The sequence below is a fragment of the Streptosporangium sp. DT93 genome (genome assembly GCF_049844535.1).
Classification (GTDB): Bacteria; Actinomycetota; Actinomycetes; order Streptosporangiales; family Streptosporangiaceae; genus Streptosporangium.
Genome location: NZ_JBNCLF010000004.1, coordinates 169,596 through 186,539 on the forward strand (window position 1 = coordinate 169,596; position 16,944 = coordinate 186,539).

14 protein-coding genes are annotated in these 16,944 nt (G+C 72.7%); 7 read left to right on the top strand and 7 right to left on the bottom strand.

The features are described from left to right. Positions 1-12 precede the first annotated feature (12 nt). The 7 genes from ACLQ2R_RS11170 (at position 13) to ACLQ2R_RS11200 (ending at position 7,982) form a co-directional block, all read left to right on the top strand. Positions 13-1,074: an ABC transporter permease gene (locus ACLQ2R_RS11170; protein WP_425959327.1), complete on the top strand. Its 1,062-nt coding sequence runs from the start codon at positions 13-15 to the stop codon at positions 1,072-1,074. Between the two features lie 7 nt (positions 1,075-1,081). Beyond that, entirely contained in the window at positions 1,082-2,071 is a 990-nt protein-coding gene (locus ACLQ2R_RS11175; RefSeq protein ID WP_425959329.1) for an ABC transporter permease, read from the top strand. Then, positions 2,068-3,201 (top strand): ABC transporter ATP-binding protein, encoded by a 1,134-nt coding sequence (locus tag ACLQ2R_RS11180; protein ID WP_425959330.1) that lies wholly within the window; start codon positions 2,068-2,070, stop codon positions 3,199-3,201. Before ACLQ2R_RS11175 ends, ACLQ2R_RS11180 begins: the two co-directional genes overlap by 4 nt. Further along, the gene (locus tag ACLQ2R_RS11185) at positions 3,198-4,163 is read left to right on the top strand and encodes an ABC transporter ATP-binding protein (protein ID WP_425959332.1); all 966 of its coding nucleotides are present in this window, start codon (positions 3,198-3,200) and stop codon (positions 4,161-4,163) included. Before ACLQ2R_RS11180 ends, ACLQ2R_RS11185 begins: the two co-directional genes overlap by 4 nt. Positions 4,164-4,266: 103 nt before the next feature. Further along, positions 4,267-5,466, top strand: coding sequence for a metal-dependent hydrolase family protein (locus ACLQ2R_RS11190; RefSeq protein ID WP_386232044.1), 1,200 nt, complete (start codon positions 4,267-4,269; stop codon positions 5,464-5,466). A gap of 26 nt (positions 5,467-5,492) precedes the next feature. After that, positions 5,493-6,602 (top strand): LacI family DNA-binding transcriptional regulator, encoded by a 1,110-nt coding sequence (locus ACLQ2R_RS11195; protein WP_425959334.1) that lies wholly within the window; start codon positions 5,493-5,495, stop codon positions 6,600-6,602. 195 nt (positions 6,603-6,797) lie between these two features. After that, positions 6,798-7,982 (top strand): transposase domain-containing protein, encoded by a 1,185-nt coding sequence (locus tag ACLQ2R_RS11200; protein WP_425959336.1) that lies wholly within the window; start codon positions 6,798-6,800, stop codon positions 7,980-7,982. On the opposite strand, the gene ACLQ2R_RS11205 is transcribed toward ACLQ2R_RS11200, so the two are convergent. The 7 genes from ACLQ2R_RS11205 to ACLQ2R_RS11235 form a co-directional block, all read right to left on the bottom strand. Next, positions 7,972-8,664: a hypothetical protein gene (locus ACLQ2R_RS11205; RefSeq protein WP_425959337.1), complete on the bottom strand. Its 693-nt coding sequence runs from the start codon at positions 8,662-8,664 to the stop codon at positions 7,972-7,974. The two genes, ACLQ2R_RS11200 and ACLQ2R_RS11205, sit on opposite strands and share 11 nt — an antisense overlap. A gap of 766 nt (positions 8,665-9,430) precedes the next feature. Further along, positions 9,431-10,927, bottom strand: a complete 1,497-nt coding sequence (gene araA / locus ACLQ2R_RS11210) for an L-arabinose isomerase (RefSeq protein WP_386232032.1) — start codon at positions 10,925-10,927, stop codon at positions 9,431-9,433. Further along, on the bottom strand, positions 10,924-11,595 hold the full coding sequence (locus ACLQ2R_RS11215; protein ID WP_425959338.1) for an L-ribulose-5-phosphate 4-epimerase: 672 nt from the start codon (positions 11,593-11,595) through the stop codon (positions 10,924-10,926). Before ACLQ2R_RS11215 ends, araA begins: the two co-directional genes overlap by 4 nt. After that, positions 11,592-13,274, bottom strand: a complete 1,683-nt coding sequence (gene araB, locus ACLQ2R_RS11220) for a ribulokinase (protein WP_425959339.1) — start codon at positions 13,272-13,274, stop codon at positions 11,592-11,594. The genes ACLQ2R_RS11215 and araB overlap by 4 nt, the downstream gene beginning before the upstream one ends. Before the next feature lie 90 nt (positions 13,275-13,364). Next, positions 13,365-14,351, bottom strand: a complete 987-nt coding sequence (gene yjfF / locus ACLQ2R_RS11225; protein ID WP_425959340.1) for a galactofuranose ABC transporter, permease protein YjfF — start codon at positions 14,349-14,351, stop codon at positions 13,365-13,367. Next, a complete protein-coding gene (locus tag ACLQ2R_RS11230) occupies positions 14,348-15,397 on the bottom strand; it encodes an ABC transporter permease (protein WP_425959341.1) in 1,050 nt (349 codons plus the stop codon). Before ACLQ2R_RS11230 ends, yjfF begins: the two co-directional genes overlap by 4 nt. Beyond that, positions 15,394-16,911: a sugar ABC transporter ATP-binding protein gene (locus tag ACLQ2R_RS11235; RefSeq protein ID WP_425959342.1), complete on the bottom strand. Its 1,518-nt coding sequence runs from the start codon at positions 16,909-16,911 to the stop codon at positions 15,394-15,396. Before ACLQ2R_RS11235 ends, ACLQ2R_RS11230 begins: the two co-directional genes overlap by 4 nt. Positions 16,912-16,944: the final 33 nt, after the last annotated feature.

The window sequence follows — 16,944 nt, forward strand, 5'->3', positions numbered from 1 at the left end:
GGGCGCCGTTTCATGACGTTCCTCGCACCGGTCGCCAGACGGTGGTACGCGTTGCCGGGCCTGCTCCGGTTCACGCTCCGCCGGCTGGCGGCCGGCCTCCTCCTCGTCCTCGGCATCACGCTGGTCTCGTTCGTGCTGACCCAGCTGGTGCCGGGTGACCCGGTCACGGCCAACCTGGGCGAGCGCGCCGCCGCCGACCCCGCGGTGGTCGAGGCCTGGCGCCGCCTGAACGGCCTGGACCTGCCGCTGCCCCAGCAGTACCTGAACTACCTGGGCAACCTGCTCCAGGGCGACCTGGGCACCTCCCAGCAGAGCCACCGGCCGGTCACCCAGGACCTCGGGCAGTTCATGTCGGCCACCTTCGAGCTGGCCCTGGCCGCGATCGTGGTGGCGCTGCTGTTCGGCGTCGGCCTCGGGGTGCTGGCCGCCATGCGCCGCGACCGGCTCGCCGACCAGATCATCCGGGTCGTCTCCCTGACCGGGGTGTCGGTGCCGACGTTCTGGCTCTCGCTCGTGGCGATGTACGTGTTCTACGCCCGGCTCGGCATCTCGCCCGGCTCGGGCCGGTTGAACCCGGGCACCACCCCGCCGCCGGACGTCACCGGTTTCTACACCGTCGACGCCGTGCTGAGCGGCCAGTGGACCGTGCTCGGCGAGGCCGCCGCCCACCTGTGGCTGCCCGCGCTGGTGCTGGCGATCTTCACGATCGGGTCGCTGACCCGCTTCACCCGGGCCTCGGTGCTGGAGGTGGTCGGCAACGACTACGTGCGCGCCGGCCGGGCCAAGGGCCTGGCTCCGTCGTACGTCACGTTCGGCTACATCCTCCGTCCCGCGCTGGTCAGCGTGATCACCGTGGCCGGCCTGGCGTTCGGCAACCTGCTGGGCGGCGCGGTGCTGGTGGAGTCGGTGTTCTCCTGGCCGGGCCTGGGCGCCTACGCCTACCGGGGTGCCCTGACCCTCGACCTTCCGGCGATCATGGGCGTGAGCCTGGTGGTGGCCGTGGTCTACGTGGTCGTCAATTTCGTGGTCGACCTGCTCTACGCGGTCGTCGACCCCAGAATCAGGCTGGGGTGAGCCCGTCATGAAGCCCGCGAGCGCGGAGACCGGAAGCACCGGGACCGAGGGCCTGGACCCGGGAACGACGAAACCGGGGACCGGGAGGCCCGGAGCGGCGGGATCCGGGGTGATGAGGCCCGGGGCCGTCGCGCGTGCCGCCCGACGCCTCGACCGCGAGGACGCCTCGGCGATGCGCTCGCCCTGGCTCAGGCCGCTGGGCGTCATCGGCCTCGTCATCCTCGCGCTGTTCCTGTTCCTCGCGATCGCGGCCCCGCTGGTCGCGCCGTACGACCCGATCGCGCAGGACGCGCCGAGGCTGCTGCCTCCCTCGGCCGAGCACTGGTTCGGGACCGACCAGATCGGCCGCGACGTGTTCAGCAGGGTGATCTACGGGGCCCGGCTGTCGCTGCCGGTCGCCCTGCTGCTGGTCGCCGTGGCCTGCGCGGTGGGCACCCTGCTCGGGGCGATCGCCGGATACTTCGGCGGCTGGGCCGAGGGCCTGATCATGCGCAGCGCCGACCTGGTCTTCGCCTTCCCCGGGATCATCCTGGCGATGGCGGTGGTGGCGGCCCTGGGGCCCGATCTCGTCAACGCGGTGCTGGCGGTCGTGATCGTGAGCTGGCCCGCCTACTCGCGGGTCGTGCGCAGCATGATCCTCAGCATGAGGGAGGAGAACTACGTGCACGCCAGCCGGTTGCTGGGCGCCTCCAGCCTGCGCACCCTCTGGGTCGACGTGCGGCCGGGCGTGGTGGGGCCGATCGTGGTCCTGGCCGCGCTCGACGTGGGCAACGCCGTGCTGACCCTCTCCGGGCTGTCGTTCCTCGGCCTGGGCGCCCGCCCGCCGGTCGCGGAGTGGGGGTCCATGGTCGCCAGCGGCGCGCAGTACTTCGACAAGTGGTGGCTCGGCGTCTTCCCCGGCCTGGCGATCCTGCTGGTCGTGCTGGCGGCGAACTTCCTCGGCGACACCGTCCGCGACGTCCTCGACCCGCGCTCGGCACGCAGGGGACGGGCATGAGCGGCCCCGCGGAGCCGGTCGGCGTGCCCGCGCCCGCCCCGGCGCCGGTCCCCTCGCCCGCGCTCGCGCCGGTCCTCGACGTCCGCGACCTCACCGTCACGCTGCCGCGCCGCGGCGGCGCGCGGATGGCGGCCGTCAGCGGCATGAACCTCGTGCTGCGGCCCGGCGAGATCGTCGGGCTGGCCGGGGAGAGCGGCAGCGGCAAGACGATGACCGCGCTCGCCGCGCTCGGCCTGCTCCCCGGCGGCGCGCGGACAGGCGGCGAGATCCTCTTCGAGGGCCGCGACCTGCTGTCGCTGTCGCAGCGGGCGCTGCGCGACGTGCGCGGGCGCGACATCGCCATGGTGTTCCAGGACCCGATGACGTCCCTGCACCCGATGCTCACCGTCGAGCGGCAGATCACCGACCACCTGCGCCACCACCGCGGGACGAGCCGGGCCGCGGCCCGCGCCCGGGCCCTGGAACTGCTGGAGACCGTACGCATCCCCGGCCCCGAGCAGGCGCTGCGCTCCTACCCGCACCGGTTCTCCGGCGGCATGCGCCAGCGCATCGCGATCGCGGTGGCGCTGGCCTGCGACCCGAAGGTGATCATCGCCGACGAGCCGACCACCGCCCTCGACGTGACCGTGCAGGCCGGCATCCTGCGGCTGCTCGACCGCCTGCGCCGGGAGCGGGACATGTCGGTGCTGCTGATCACCCACGACCTCGGGGTGATGTCCTCGCTGGCCGACCGGATCTCGGTCATGTACGCCGGACGGGTCGTGGAGAACGGCCCGCGCCGGACGGTGCTGACCGCCCCCCGCCACCCCTACACGCGGGGACTGCTCGACGCGCTGCCGCACCCGGAGGAGGAGGCCACCGAGCTGCGCCCCATCCCCGGCCAGCCGCCCGCCACCGGCGCGGCGCCCACCGGCTGCCCCTTCCACCCCCGCTGCGCGTGGGCGCGCGACGCGTGCGCCGAGCGGCTGCCCGACCTCGTCGAGCTGGAGCCCGCCCACTCGGCCGCCTGCCTGGTCGACCCGTTCGGTCCTGCCGGTCCGGCGGGTCCCCCCGGCCCGGCGAGCCCTGCCGGTCCGGCAGGTCCGGCCGGCGCGGGCGGCCCGTCGTACTCCCCGGAGGTCTCCGCATGACCCTGCTCGACATGAGGGACCTGGTCGTCACCTACCAGACGCCGGGCAGGCCGCCGGTGACCGCGGTCGCGGGAGCCGGGCTGTCCGTCGAACGCGGGCAGATCGTCGGCCTGGTCGGCGAGTCGGGCTGCGGCAAGTCCACCCTGGGCAAGGCCGCGGTCGGCCTGCTCGCCCCGACCTCCGGAACGGTCGTCTTCGACGGGACGCCGGTCGCGCCGCTCACCCGCCGGGCCAGGCCGGTCGCCCAGCGACGGCTCCAGATGATCTTCCAGGACCCGTTCTCGTCGCTGAACCCGCGCCGGAGCGTCGGCGAGCAGATCAACGACGGGCTGCGGCTCGCCGGTCACCGGCGCGACGCCGGACGGGTGCGGGAGCTGCTGGAGCGCGTCGCGCTGCCGGTCGACGCGGCCGGCCGCTACCCGCACGAGTTCAGCGGCGGGCAGCGCCAGCGGATCGCGATCGCGCGGGCGCTGGCCGCCGAGCCGAGCTGCATCGTCGCGGACGAGCCCATCTCGGCGCTGGACGCCTCGGCGCAGGCGTCGGTGGCCACGCTCCTGGTCGACCTGGCCAGGGAGCTCGACATGGGACTGCTGTTCATCTCCCACGACCTGGCGATCGTGCGGCAGATCGCCGACGTGACCACCGTCATGTACCTGGGCACCATCGCCGAGCACGGCCCCACCCACGAGCTGTGGGCCCGCCCCCGGCACCCGTACACCCGGGCGCTCATCGACGCGGTGCCCCGGCCCGACGGCTCCGGGACGCTCCCGGCGCCGCTGCCCGGCGACGTGCCCGACCCTGCGGCGCCCCCCTCGGGGTGCCGGTTCCACCCGCGCTGCCCGCTCGCCCTGCCCGAGTGCGCCGTCCGGGTGCCGGAACGGGTGGAGATCGCCCCCGGGCACAGCGTCGCCTGCCCGGTGGTGGAGGAACCCCTCACGATCGCCCTCCGCCCCGTCCCCTGACCCTCGCCTCCCCTCCCCGCCCCGCGTCCGGCGCGTGCCGCGGGCGGGGCCCGGTCCCCCTCTCCCCCTCGATCCCCGTCCCCCTCCCGGAAGGAGCCCCACCGTGTGGCTCGCGAACTGCAACATCGTCGACGTGGACTCCGGCAAGGTCCTGCGCGGCCGGAGCGTCCGGACCGACGACGGGCTCATCGCCGAGATCACCTCCGGCGGACCCCCTCCCGGTGCCGACGTCCATGACCTCGGGGGCCGCTACCTGCTGCCGGGTCTCATCTCCTGCCACACGCACCTGTCGGTGGTCTACCCCTTCTCCGCGACGGACGAGGCGGAGAACCCCGCGCTCACCGCCTACCGCTCGGCGGTACGCGCCCAGGACGCGCTGCGCTCGGGGGTCACCACGCTGCGGTGCGTGCACGAGCAGAACCGCGCGGACCTGCTGCTGCGCGAGGCCGCGGCGCACGGCTGGATCGACGCCCCGCGCATCTTCGGCGCGGGCCGGGCGATCTCCCGTCCCCAGGGGCACGGCCAGGGCGGCGCCTGCGCGTACGCCACCGGCGCCGACGAGTTCGGCGCGGCGGCCAGGGAGGAGCTGCGCGCGGGCGCCGACCACCTGAAGATCTTCATCACGGGCGGGCTGGCGCACGAGCACGAGGACTTCGCCGAGCCGGAGATGACCGACGAGGAGATCCGGGCGACGGTGGAGGCGGCCCACGAGCACGACACCTACGTCGCCGCGCACGCCGGGGCCTGGCAGGCCATCCGGCAGGCCCTCGCCCAGGGGGTACGGTCCTTCGAGCACGCCTACGACCTGGACGAGGAGACCGCGCGGCGGATGCGCGAGGCCGGGGCGTTCCTGACCCCGACGCTCTGCGTGACGCGCTCGGAGAGCTGGATGCGGGCCAAGGGGTTCGAGGAGTTCTCCATCCGCAACGCGCTGAACGCGGCCGACCGGCACCTGGACAGCATCCGCACGGCCGTGCGCGAGGGCGTGCCGATCGTGGCGGGCACCGACTACCCGCCGGGCGACGACGTCGGCGGGGTCAGCGCGCACGTCCACGAGATGCTCCTGCTGGCGACCGCCGGCCTGAGCACCCTCGACGTGATCCGGTCCGCGTCGCTGACCGCGGCCGAGCTGGTGGGGGCGTCGTCGCGGCTGGGGCGGATCGCCCCGGGCTATGCCGCGGATCTCATTGCATTGCGTGACAATCCCCTTCATGATCTGAATGCGTACAGAGACGTGTCGTTCGTCGGCATCGGGGGCCGTATCATCCGAGACGATGATCTAGGTGAGACCCGGAAGGCCTGACAGGGCCCTGAGGAACGGTGAGGACGATGGCCGCCACGCTCCGCGACGTCGCGGCAGCAGCCGGGGTGTCGGTGAGCACGGCGAGCCGCGCGCTCTCCGGGTCCTCGGAGATCTCCGAGTCGACGCGCCTGAGGGTCTCCCGGACCGCCCGCTCGCTGGGCTACCGGCGCAACCTCGCCGCCGCGAGCCTGCGGACCCGCCGTTCCGGCCTGGTCGGCCTGGTGCTCAACAACCTGGTCAACAACACCTTCCACACGGTCGTCGAGGCCGTGCAGCGGCGCCTGGTGGCCTCGGGCTACCAGTCGCTGCTGTGCATCACCAACGCCGACCCGGCGGTCGAGGCGGACTACCTGCGGCTGCTCCGCGACCACCAGGTCGACAGCGTGCTGATCGTGGGCACCGGCGGGAACGTCAAGGAGGTCAACGACCTGCGCGCCTCGGGGATCACCGTCATCGACCTCATCCGGGAGATCGAGGGCTCGCAGGGACCGGCCGTGCTCGCCGCCGACCGCGAGGGCGCCGAGGCCGCCACCCGCCACCTGGTCGACCAGGGTCACCGGCGGATCGCGTTCGTGGGCGGGCCGCCGGAGACCACCTCGGGCCGCGACCGGTACGCCGGGTTCGTCCAGACCCTCGCCGAGGCCGGCCTGGCACCGGTCCCGGAGCTGGTCCGGCGGGGCCCGTTCGAGGTGGCGTACGGGGCGCGGGTCATGGGTGAGCTGCTGGGGCTGGAGCGGGCGCCGACCGCGCTGATGCTCGCCAACCACGAGGCGACCTACGGGGCGCTGCCGGTGCTGGCCAGGTCCGGCGTCGACGTCCCGTCCGCGCTGTCGGTCGTGGCGTTCGAGGACATGCCGCTGCTGGAGTGGTGGAGCCCGGCGATCACGGTCGTCGACACCGGCGCCCACGAGCTCGGCAGGCTCGCCGTCGAGCTCCTGCTGCGCTCGATCGACGGCCAGGAGCTGAAGCCCCGCCGCTACACCGTCGGCGCCGAGCTCGTCGTCCGCTCCTCCACCGCTCCCCCGCCCCCCGACCCGTCCCCCGGCGAGCCCCCCGCTCCCCCCTCCGCGCTCCCGGCTCCGGCCGCGCTCTCCGTCTCACCCGCCGGGCCGCTCCCCGCCGGGGGGACGGCCTGATCGGTCCCGCCACCGGGGAGGGACCCGGCGGGTGCCCGGTCGCGCGGTGTCCGAGGTCGTGCGGTGTCCGGTCGTGCGGGGTGCAGCACTCACCTCACGCGCATTTGTTCGGGCGATTTCAGCCTATTTGCAGATAAATGAAGCATTTATCCTGTCGGAGCTTGACAGCCCGTCAGGCCGGGCATGACCAACCGCGTGAAGACTGAGCCGGTCGACGGGCGGCTGGCGGATCACCTGTCGATCGCACTCCTCACCTCCGCCTTCCCCGTGCCGCTCCTCGACGAGGTCATCCGGATCAGCGGCTGCGCGGACCGGCGGCGACGGGCACTGCCCGCCCGCCTGACGATCTACTACGTGCTGGCGCTGTGCATGTTCCCCGACAGGAACTACGACGAGATCATGCGCCTGCTGCTGAACGGCCTGTCGTGGCGTTCGCGCTGGGCCCGGAGCTGGGAGCCGCCCAGCGCCTCGGCGATCAGCCGGGCCCGCGCGCGGCTCGGCGCGGAACCGCTGCGGGTGCTGTTCGGCCGGATGGCCCGCCCCCCGGAACCCGGCACGCCGGCCGGGCTGAGGCTCGTCTCGGTCGACGGCGCCACACTCACCGTCCCCGAGACCCGCGACAACGCGGCCTTCGGCTACGCGGACGAGGCGGCCCGCTTCCCGTGCGTACGGGTGACGGCGATGGCCGACGGCCGGACGCACGCGCTGGTCGACGCGACCATCGGCGCCTCCGGGACCGGCCGGTACGGGCTCGCGCCCCGGCTCCTGGCCCACCTCGGACCCGGCATGCTGCTGCTCGCCGGGCCCGGGTCCAGGGGGGCCGGACTGTGGCGGCAGGCGTCCCGGACCGGCGCGCACCTGCTCTGCGGGGCCGCGGGGACGGCCGGCCTGCCGGTGGCCCGCCACCTCGGCGACGGCTCGTTCCTGTCCCGGCCGCCCGGCTGGACGGGCACGCCGCTGCGGGTCGTCCCCCTGCCCCGCCCGCCCGGCCTTCCCTGCCTTCCCGGCGGCACGGAACGGCTCGTCACCACGCTGACCGATCCGCGACGGGCACCCGCGCCCGACCTGGCGGCATGGTACGCGCGGCGCTGGGTCATGGGCGGCGCGCTGGCCTGGCTGCGCTCCGACCGGAGCGGCGCGGCGGTCGCGCTGCGTTCCCGCACCCCCGAGACCGTGGCCCAGGAGGTCTGGGCTCTGCTCTGCGTCTACCAGGCCGTACGGACCCTGGCCTGCCAGGGGGCGGAACGCGCGCAGGCCCCGCCCGCACCCGGATGGCCCGCCCCCCGGACGCGTACCGGGGGGCGGGCCGGAGGTGTCACGGGGGCGGGGTCGCTCCGGGGACAGGGAGGGCTCGGAGGGCTGGGAGGGCTCAGGGGGTGATGTGCAGCTTCTGGTTGAAGACGCCCGACCCGGCGACGGTCTCGCCCAGGAGCTGGAACGTCGCGGTGTAGCTGGCCGTGCCGGGGCACAGGAAGCTGCCGCTGTCCTTGGTGAGGCTGTAGGAGGCGGCCTTGGCCTGCGCCTGGGCGACCGCGGGGACCGGCCTGGCGGCGTTGTCGGAGTTGAAGGCGTTCAGGGCGATGCTGTTGCCCGCACCCGAGCCGCGGTAGACGCAGCTGATGGTGCCGAACCAGCCGGTGGTCACCGAGGAGACCTTGACGCCCTGCAGGGTCAGGACGCCGTCCCGTCCCCCGCTCACCGCGCCGTGGACGAGGCTGCCGCCGTTCCAGGGGAGCCCGACCGGGGAGACGGTGGAGGAGCCGCCCGCGCTGTTCGGGCAGGTCGGCCCGGGGACGTTGCTGAAGCTGAAGGTGGAGATGTTCAGCGCGGTGCCGTTGGACTGGACGGTCGAGTCGATGGTGCCGGTGTTGCAGGTGGCGGTGCCGAGGGAGGTCGTGACCGACACCGGCGCGATGAGCGTGGCGCGGACGTTGCCCGCGTAGGCGGCGCCGGCCGCGTTGTCCCGGTGGATCGTGGTGGTGGCCGCCGAGGCGGGGAGCGGCGCGAGGACGAGCGCCGTGACGGCCACTGCTGCGGCGGTGAGGTTTCGGATGCGTTTCATCGACGACTCCCTTGTGATCTGCCGGACACGGCGAGGGTAAGGAGCCGGATTTTCACCGTCAATGTCAGCGGCGAGAACAGTGGGGACGAATTCGAATATCGTCCGTTAAGTCAATTGAACGGCTGTTGAGATAAGCGCGGCACCGTTCGGGGAATCGGCCGACGAGCGGCTCCGCGCACCGGCGGGGACACGGGCCACGGGACGTCACCTAGCGTGGGAGGACGGCTGGGGTCGGCACCAAGGCGCCTCACACCCGCTCTGAGCTGCACAGATACCGCACGGGACGGGGGGCGGCCCCGCCCGCGAGGAGCGGGTGCGCCGGGAGCGCGGGTGAGCCTCCCAAGCGCTTCGGTCAACCCTTCCGGCGGGCCGCGCGCTCGCCTCCGGAGCGCGTTCCCCTTCCGGAAAGGACGACCCGTCCCGCCGCCCGGAGAGGAATCGGACGGTCCCCTCTCGTGGGTCCCGTCCGAAAATATCAGAGAATAGGGCTGACGATTCCGGCGTCCGGGAACGCGCGTTTTCCATGCTGTCCGGCCCGGACGGACGGCCCGGACGGCCCGGACGGACGGCCCGGACGGCCCGGACGGACGGCCCGGGCAGAAGGTCAGGCCGGACCGCCCGGACGAACGGCCCGTGCAGACGGCCCGGGCGGGGTGGCCGGCCTGGACGGGCACACGGCCCGGGGTGGGCACACGGCCCGGGGTGGGAACGTGCCACTCCGGGCCGGTGGACGCGAAGCCCCCCTCGCGGGCTCCCCGTCCCCTCCTCAGAGACCCTGGGCCAGGCGGTAGTACGCCTGGTTCCAGCGGATCTCCTTGGCGAACTGGCGGGGGGTGGTGTCGGCGTCGATGACCAGTAGCTCGACCCCGAGCATGTCGGAGAAGTCGGTGAGCTCCTCCACGGTCAGCGCGGCCGACAGCACGGTGTGGTGCGGCCCCCCGGCGGTCAGCCACGCCTCCGCCGAGGTGCTCAGCGAGGGGCGGGGCTTCCACACCGCGCGGGCGACGGGCAGGCTGGGCAGCGGCTGTGCGGGGGCGACCACGTCGATCTCGTTGGCCACGAGCCGGAACCGGTCCCCCATGTCGGACAGGCCGAGCACCACGGCCGGGCCGGGCTCGGCGTCGAACACCAGCCGGACCGGGTCCTCGCGCCCGCCGATGCCCAGCGGGTGGATCTCGCACGAGGGCACCCCCGAGGAGATCGTCGGGCAGACCTCCAGCATGTGCGCGCCGAGGATGACCTCCTCGCCGGGCGCCAGGTGGTAGGTGTAGTCCTCCATGAAGGAGGTGCCGCCCTCAAGACCGGCCGACATCACCTTGAGCGTGCGGACCAGCACCGAGGTCTTCCAGTCGCCCTCGCCGCCGAAGCCGTAGCCGTCGCCCATCAGGCGCTGCACGGCCAGGCCCGGGAGCTGCCGCAGCCCGCCCAGGTCCTCGAAGTTGGTGGTGAACGCGCCGAAGTCCCCCTCGGTGAGGAAGTGCCGCAGCCCCAGCTCGATGCGGGCGGCGTAGCGCAGCGCGTCGTGCCGCTCGCCCCCGGCGCGCAGCTCGGGCGCGACCTTGTAGGTGTCCTCGTACTCGACGGTCAGCGTGTCCACGTCGGCGTCGGAGGAGGCGTCGACGGCGGCGACCAGGTCGTTGACGCCGTAGGTGTTGACCGAGACGCCGAAGCGCCGCTGCGCCTCCACCTTGTCGCCCTCGGTGACGGCCACGTCGCGCATGTTGTCGCCGAAGCGCGCCAGCCGCAGCGAGCCCACCTCGGCCCGCCCGGCGGCGGCCCGCGCCCAGGAGGCGATGCGGGCGGCCACGGCCGGGTCGCTCACGTGCCCGGCGACGGTCTTGCGCGCCACGCCCAGCCGGGACTGGATGTAGCCGAACTCGCGGTCGCCGTGGGCGGCCTGGTTGAGGTTCATGAAGTCCATGTCGATGGAGCTCCACGGCAGCTCCACGTTGGCCTGGGTGTGCAGGTGCAGCAGCGGGGTGCGCAGCGCGTCCAGGCCGGCGATCCACATCTTCGCCGGGGAGAAGGTGTGCATCCAGGCGATGATCCCGATGCAGTCGTCGGACGCGTTGGCCTCCAGGCAGACCCGGCGGATCGCCCCGGCGTCGGTGAGCACCGGCTTCCAGACCAGCCGGAACGCCAGCCGCTCGCCGAGCTGCTCGGCGATCTGCCGGGACTGCTCGGCGACCTGGGCGAGCGTCTCCTCTCCGTACAGGCCCTGGCTCCCGGTGAGGAACCAGATCTCACGCTCGTGGACGGTCAACGCGGACTCCTTTGCCCATAGACGTTCTGGTAGCGGTCGTACAAACGGTCGATGTCGGGTTGCGCGATCGGCAGCGGCTCGCCGAGCTGGACGGCCACGTGCACGGTGCGCGCGACGTCCTCGCACATCACCGCCGCCTTGACCGCGGCGCGGGCGTCGGCGCCGATGGTGAAGACGCCGTGGTTCTGCATCAGGACCGCCGGGGAGCGGTGGCCCTCCAGGGTCGCGACGATGCCCTTGCCGATGTCGTCCCCGCCGATCAGCGCGAACGGCCCGACCGGGATCTCGCCGCCGAACTCGTCGGCCATCGCCGTCAGCACGCACGGGATGGCCTCGCCGCGCGCGGCCCAGGCGGAGGCGTACGTGGAGTGGGTGTGCACCACGCCGCCCACCTGCGGCATCGCCCGGTAGACGTAGGCGTGCGCGGCGGTGTCGCTGGACGGCGCCAGCTCACCCTCGACCAGCTCGCCGTCCAGGTCGCACACCACGATCGACTCCGGGGTCAGATCGTCGTAGGACACCCCGGACGGCTTGATGACGAACAGGTCCTCGCCCGGGACGCGGCCGGAGACGTTGCCGGCGGTCCAGGCGACCAGGCCGTAGCGGACCAGCTCCTCGTGGAGCCGGCACACCGTCTCGCGCAGTTTCCTCACCGTGGCGCCGCTCACGCGACCTCCTCCTTCTCGGTACCGGGCAGGCTCGCCGCGTAGCGCAGGGCCCGCAGGCCGTGCAGCATCGCCCCGTCGGCGAAGTGGTCGTGCAGGCGGCGGTACTCGGCGTACAGCCGGTCGTAGACGTCGGCGCGGCAGGGGTCCGGCCGGTAGACGGTCTCGCCGCGCCCGCCCATGGCGGCCGAGGCGGCGGTGATGTCGGGGTAGGAGCCGGCGGCGACGGCGGCGTGGATCGCCGATCCCAGGGCGCATCCCTGCTCGGAGCCGATCACCGAGATCGGGCGGCGCAGCACGTCCGCGTAGACCTGCATCAGGAAGCGGTTCCTGATCAGGCCGCCGGCCGCGACGAAGTCGGTCACGGGCACCCCGGACGCCTCGAAGGTCTCCACGATCGTGCGGGCGCCGAACGCGGTGGCCTCGATCAGCGCGCGGTAGGTGTCCTCGGGGCGGGTCGCGAGCGTCTGGCCGACGACCACGGCGGAGAGGTTGTGGTCGACCAGCACCGAGCGGTTGCCGTTGTGCCAGTCGAGCGCCACCAGGCCGTGCCGGCCGACGGGCTGGGCGGCGGCGAGCTCGGTGAGGTAGTCGTGCACGCCGATCCCGCGCAGTTCGGCCTCGCGCTCGTAGGAGCCGGGCACCGAGGTCTCGACGAACCAGCCGAAGATGTCGCCGACGCCGGACTGGCCGGCCTCGTACCCCCACAGTCCGGGCACGATGCCGTCGCGCACCACCCCGCACATGCCGGGCACCTCGGCCAGCGCGTCCGAGGGCATGACGTGGCAGGTGGAGGTGCCCATGATGGCGACCATCTGGCCGGGGCGCACCGCGTCGGCGGCGGCGGAGGTGACGTGGGCGTCCACGTTGCCGACCGAGATCGCGGTCCGCTCCAGCAGCGTGGTCCACCCGGCGGCGCGGGCGGTCAGCCGGCCCGCGAGCCCGCCCAGGGGCGACGGCTCGCCGCCGAGCTTGGCGGTGAAGTCGACGAAACCGGGGTGGAGCTCGGCGAGGAACTCCTTCGACGGGTACTGCCCGTCCTGGCGGATGGCCTTGTAGCCGGCGGTGCAGACGTTGCGGGTCTCCACACCGGTGAGCTCCCAGACGATCCAGTCGGCGGCCTCGATCCAGCGCTCGGCGCGGGCGTAGACCTCCGGGTCCTCCTCCAGGACCTGCAGGCCCTTGGCGAACGACCACTCCGAGGAGATCTTCCCGCCGTAGCGGGGCAGCCACGACTCCCCCCTGCGGGCGGCCAGGGCGTTGATCCGGTCGGCGTGCGACTGCGCCGAGTGGTGCTTCCACAGCTTGGGCCAGGCGTGCGGCCGGTCGGCGAACTCCTCCAGCTCGCACAGCGGGGTGCCGTCGGCGGTGGCCGGCAGCACGGTGCAGGCGGTGAAGTCGGTGCCCAGGCCGATGATCTGGGACGGGGAGACGCCGGCCGCGGCCACCGCCTCGGGCACCGCCGAGCGCAGCACCTGCCGCCAGTCCTCGGGCGACTGCAGCGCCCAGTCCGGGCCCAGCGGCGCGCCGCCCGCCGGCAGCCGGTCCTCGATCACGCGGTGGGCGTACTCGTGCACGGCGGAGCCGACCTCGGCGCCGTCGCTCACCCGCACGACCACGGCGCGGCCCGACAGCGTGCCGAAGTCGACCCCCACCACGTAACGATCATTGTTAGCGTTCACATGTCCTCCCGGGACATCAGGACCTCCGTGGACATCACGACCTTCGTGGACGAGGCTCCGGCGCGGCCCGCCGCGCCGGAGCCTCCGGCCTCAGGTGCGGCGGATCACGCCGAGGCGCTGCAGCAGGATGAAGGCGAAGAGCAGCAGCCCGATGACGATTCTCGTCCACCAGGGGCTGAGTGTCCCCTCGAAGCTGATGATCGTCTGGATCAGCCCGAGGATGAGCACGCCCAGCACGGTGCCGACCAGGTAGCCCGACCCACCGGTCAGCAGGGTGCCGCCGATCACCACCGCGGCGATCGCGTCCAGCTCCATGCCGATCGCGTGCAGCGGGTTGCCGGACAGCATGTAGAAGGACATCAGCACCCCGCCCAGCGCCGAGCAGAAGCCGCTGACCGTGTAGACGATGATCTTCGTTCTGGCCACCGGAAGCCCCATGAGCAGCGCCGACTGCTCGCTGCCACCGGTCGCGTACACGTTACGCCCCAGCCTGGTGTACTGCAGCACGTAGGCCGCGATGACGATCACCACGAGTGCCACGATCACGCTCGGCGAGATGAACGCGCCGCCGAGCAGCTCGATCCTCGTCTGCGCCAGCGCGGTGTAGGCAGGCTCGGTGATGGAGATCGACTCGGTGCCGATGACGTAGCACAGCCCGCGGGCCAGGAACATGCCGGCCAGCGTCACGATGAACGGCTGGATGTCGAAGTAGTGGATCACGCAGCCCATGGCCAGGCCGATCACCGCGCCGATCACCAGCACCAGCGGGATGACCAGCAGCGGGGACCAGCCCTTGTTCGTCACCAGGCTCGCCGAGACCATCGTGGACAGGGCGGCCACCGCCCCCACCGACAGGTCGATGCCGCCGGTGATGATGACGAACGTCATGCCGACCGCCAGGACCAGCAGGAACGCGTTGTCGACGAAGACGTTGAGCACCACCTGGCCGGAGGCGAAGCCCTCGTAGCGCAGGCCGCCGGCCGTGAACATCGCCAGGAAGAGGCCGGCGGTCACCATCACCGGCACGTACGCCCGCGGGAAGGGGCGGTTCAGGGAGAGCACGCTGGGGCCGGTCATGCCGGGATCCTCACCTTCGTATCGGTACCGGAGGGTGCGGCGGGCCGGCCGCGTTCCCTGCGGCGGAACACCTTCTCCCGGAAGGTGGGCGACTGCAGCAGGCACACCACGACGATGACGAGCGCCTTGAACAGCAGCGTCGTCTCCGGCGGCACGCCGATGGAGTAGATCGTGGTGGTCAGCGTCTGGATGATCAGCGCGCCGAGCACGGTGCCGCCGAGCGAGAAGCGCCCGCCGACCAGTGAGGTGCCGCCGATCACGACGGCGAGGATCGCGTCGAGCTCGATCCACAGGCCGGCGGCGTTGCCGTCCGCGCTGGAGATGTTGGAGCTGATCATCAGCCCGGCGATGCCGGCGCACAGCCCGCAGAAGGCGTAGACCAGGATGATCAGGCCCCGGGAGCGGATGCCCGCCAGGCGGCTGGCCTCGGCGTTGCCGCCGACGGACTCGATCAGCAGGCCGAGCGCCAGTCGCCGGGTGAGGAACGCGGTCACCGCGAGCACGACCAGCACGATCAGGATGCCGAACGGCACGGTCAGCCAGTACCCGCCGCCGACGAGCTTGTACGGGGTGCTGTTGATCGTGATGATCTGGCCGTCGGTGATGAGCTGGGCGACCCCGCGGCCGGCGACCATCAGGATCAGCGTCGCGATGATCGGCTGGATGCCGATGCCGGCGACCAGGAAGCCGTTCCACAACCCCAGGACCACCGAGAGCACCAGCGCCAGGCCGATCGCGGCCAGGACGCCGCCGATCGCGTTCTGGTCCTCCAGCCCGCTGATCTGCAGGCAGGCCAGCGCCCCGGAGATGGCCACCACCGAGCCGACCGACAGGTCGATGCCGCCGGTGGCGATGACGAGCGTCATGCCGATCGCGACCAGGATCAGGGGGGCTCCGAAGCGGATGATGTCGATGAGGCTGCCGTAGAGGTGTCCGCCCTTCATCTCCACCGACAGGAAGCCGTCGGTGAAGACGACGTTGACGGCCAGCAGCAGCACCAGGATGAGGGCCGGCCAGAAGAGGCGGTGCCGGATCACCGTGTTCATGTGCGGGCTCCGCTCGCGATCGTCTGCATCAGTACGTCCGTGGTGAGGGCGTCGTCGTTGGGAAGTTGCGCCACCAGGTGCCGGTCGCGCAGCACGCCGACGCGGTGGCTGAGGCGCAGCACCTCCTCCAGCTCGGCGGAGATGAACAGCACGGCCATGCCCCCGTCGGACAGGGAGGCCACCAGCCGCTGGATCTCCGCCTTGGCGCCGACGTCGATGCCGCGGGTCGGCTCGTCCAGGATGAGCAGGCGCGGCTCGACGATGAGCCAGCGGGCCAGCAGGACCTTCTGCTGGTTGCCGCCGCTGAGGTTGCGGACGAGCTGCTCGGGGTTGGGCGGGGTGATCCTCAGGGCGGAGATGTACTTCTCCACCAGCTCGTCCTGGCGGCGGCGCGGCACCGGCCTGGCCCAGCCGCGCGCCGCCTGCAGGGCGAGGATGATGTTCTCCCGCACGGTGAGGTCGGCGACCAGACCCTCGGTGCGCCGGTTCTCCGGACAGAACGCGATCTTGTGGGCGGTGGCGGCGCGCGGGGTGCGCATCGAGACCGGCGTCCCGTCGACGACGACCTCGCCGGTGCCGGCGTGGTCGGCCCCGAAGAGCAGGCGGGCGATCTCGGTGCGGCCCGAGCCGAGCAGCCCGGCCAGTCCCAGCACCTCGCCCTCGTGGATGGTGAGGGTGAACGGCTCCACGGCCCCGGTCCTGCCGAGGTCGCGCGTCTCGACGACGGCCTTGGCGTCGGCGGCGAGGTCCTTGGGCTTGTCGTCGAGGCGTTCCAGGTCGGCGAGCGCCTGGCCGATCATCTTGCCGACCAGCTCGACCTGGCTGAGCTCGGAGACGAGGTACTCGCCGACCAGGCGGCCGTTGCGCAGGATCGTCATCCGGTCGGCGATGTCGTAGATCTGGTCCAGGAAGTGCGAGACGAACAGGATGGCGATGCCCTCGTCCTTGAGCCTGCGCATCACCCGGAAGAGCTGCGCGACCTCCCCGGCGTCCAGGCTGGAGGTGGGCTCGTCGAGGATGAGCACGCTCGCGGAGATGTCGACCGCCCGCGCGATCGCCACCATCTGCTGCACGGCCGCCGAGTACGACGACAGCGGCGCGTTGACGTCCAGGTCCAGCTCCAGGCGGGCGAGCAGCGCGGCGGCGCGGGTGCGCATCTCGCCCCAGCGGATACGGCCCAGCCGGCGCGGCTCGCGCCCGATGAAGATGTTCTCCGCCACCGAGAGGTTCGGGCAGAGGTTGACCTCCTGGTAGACCGTGCTGATTCCGGCCCGCTGCGCCTCCAGGGGGCCCGCGAACGAGACGCGCGCGCCGGCCAGCTCGATCTCGCCGGAGTCGATGTCGTGCACGCCGGTGAGCACCTTGATCAGGGTGGACTTCCCGGCGCCGTTCTCTCCCATCAGCGCGTGCACCTCACCCGGCAGGAGCCGGAAGTCCACGCCGTCCAGCGCCTTGACGCCGGGGAACTCCTTGCTGATGCCGGTCATGCGCAGGATCGGATCGGGTGCGGCCATACGACGTTCCTCTTGCTCTCGGGGGCTCTCGGG

Coding starts and splice junctions, on each gene's coding strand:
- ACLQ2R_RS11170 (WP_425959327.1), top strand. CDS start 13: ATGACGTTCCTCGCACCGGTCGCCAGACGGTGGTACGCGTTGCCGGGC.
- ACLQ2R_RS11175 (WP_425959329.1), top strand. CDS start 1,082: ATGAAGCCCGCGAGCGCGGAGACCGGAAGCACCGGGACCGAGGGCCTG.
- ACLQ2R_RS11180 (WP_425959330.1), top strand. CDS start 2,068: ATGAGCGGCCCCGCGGAGCCGGTCGGCGTGCCCGCGCCCGCCCCGGCG.
- ACLQ2R_RS11185 (WP_425959332.1), top strand. CDS start 3,198: ATGACCCTGCTCGACATGAGGGACCTGGTCGTCACCTACCAGACGCCG.
- ACLQ2R_RS11195 (WP_425959334.1), top strand. CDS start 5,493: ATGGCCGCCACGCTCCGCGACGTCGCGGCAGCAGCCGGGGTGTCGGTG.
- ACLQ2R_RS11205 (WP_425959337.1), bottom strand. CDS start 8,664: ATGAAACGCATCCGAAACCTCACCGCCGCAGCAGTGGCCGTCACGGCG.
- yjfF (WP_425959340.1), bottom strand. CDS start 14,351: ATGACCGGCCCCAGCGTGCTCTCCCTGAACCGCCCCTTCCCGCGGGCG.
- ACLQ2R_RS11230 (WP_425959341.1), bottom strand. CDS start 15,397: ATGAACACGGTGATCCGGCACCGCCTCTTCTGGCCGGCCCTCATCCTG.
- ACLQ2R_RS11235 (WP_425959342.1), bottom strand. CDS start 16,911: ATGGCCGCACCCGATCCGATCCTGCGCATGACCGGCATCAGCAAGGAG.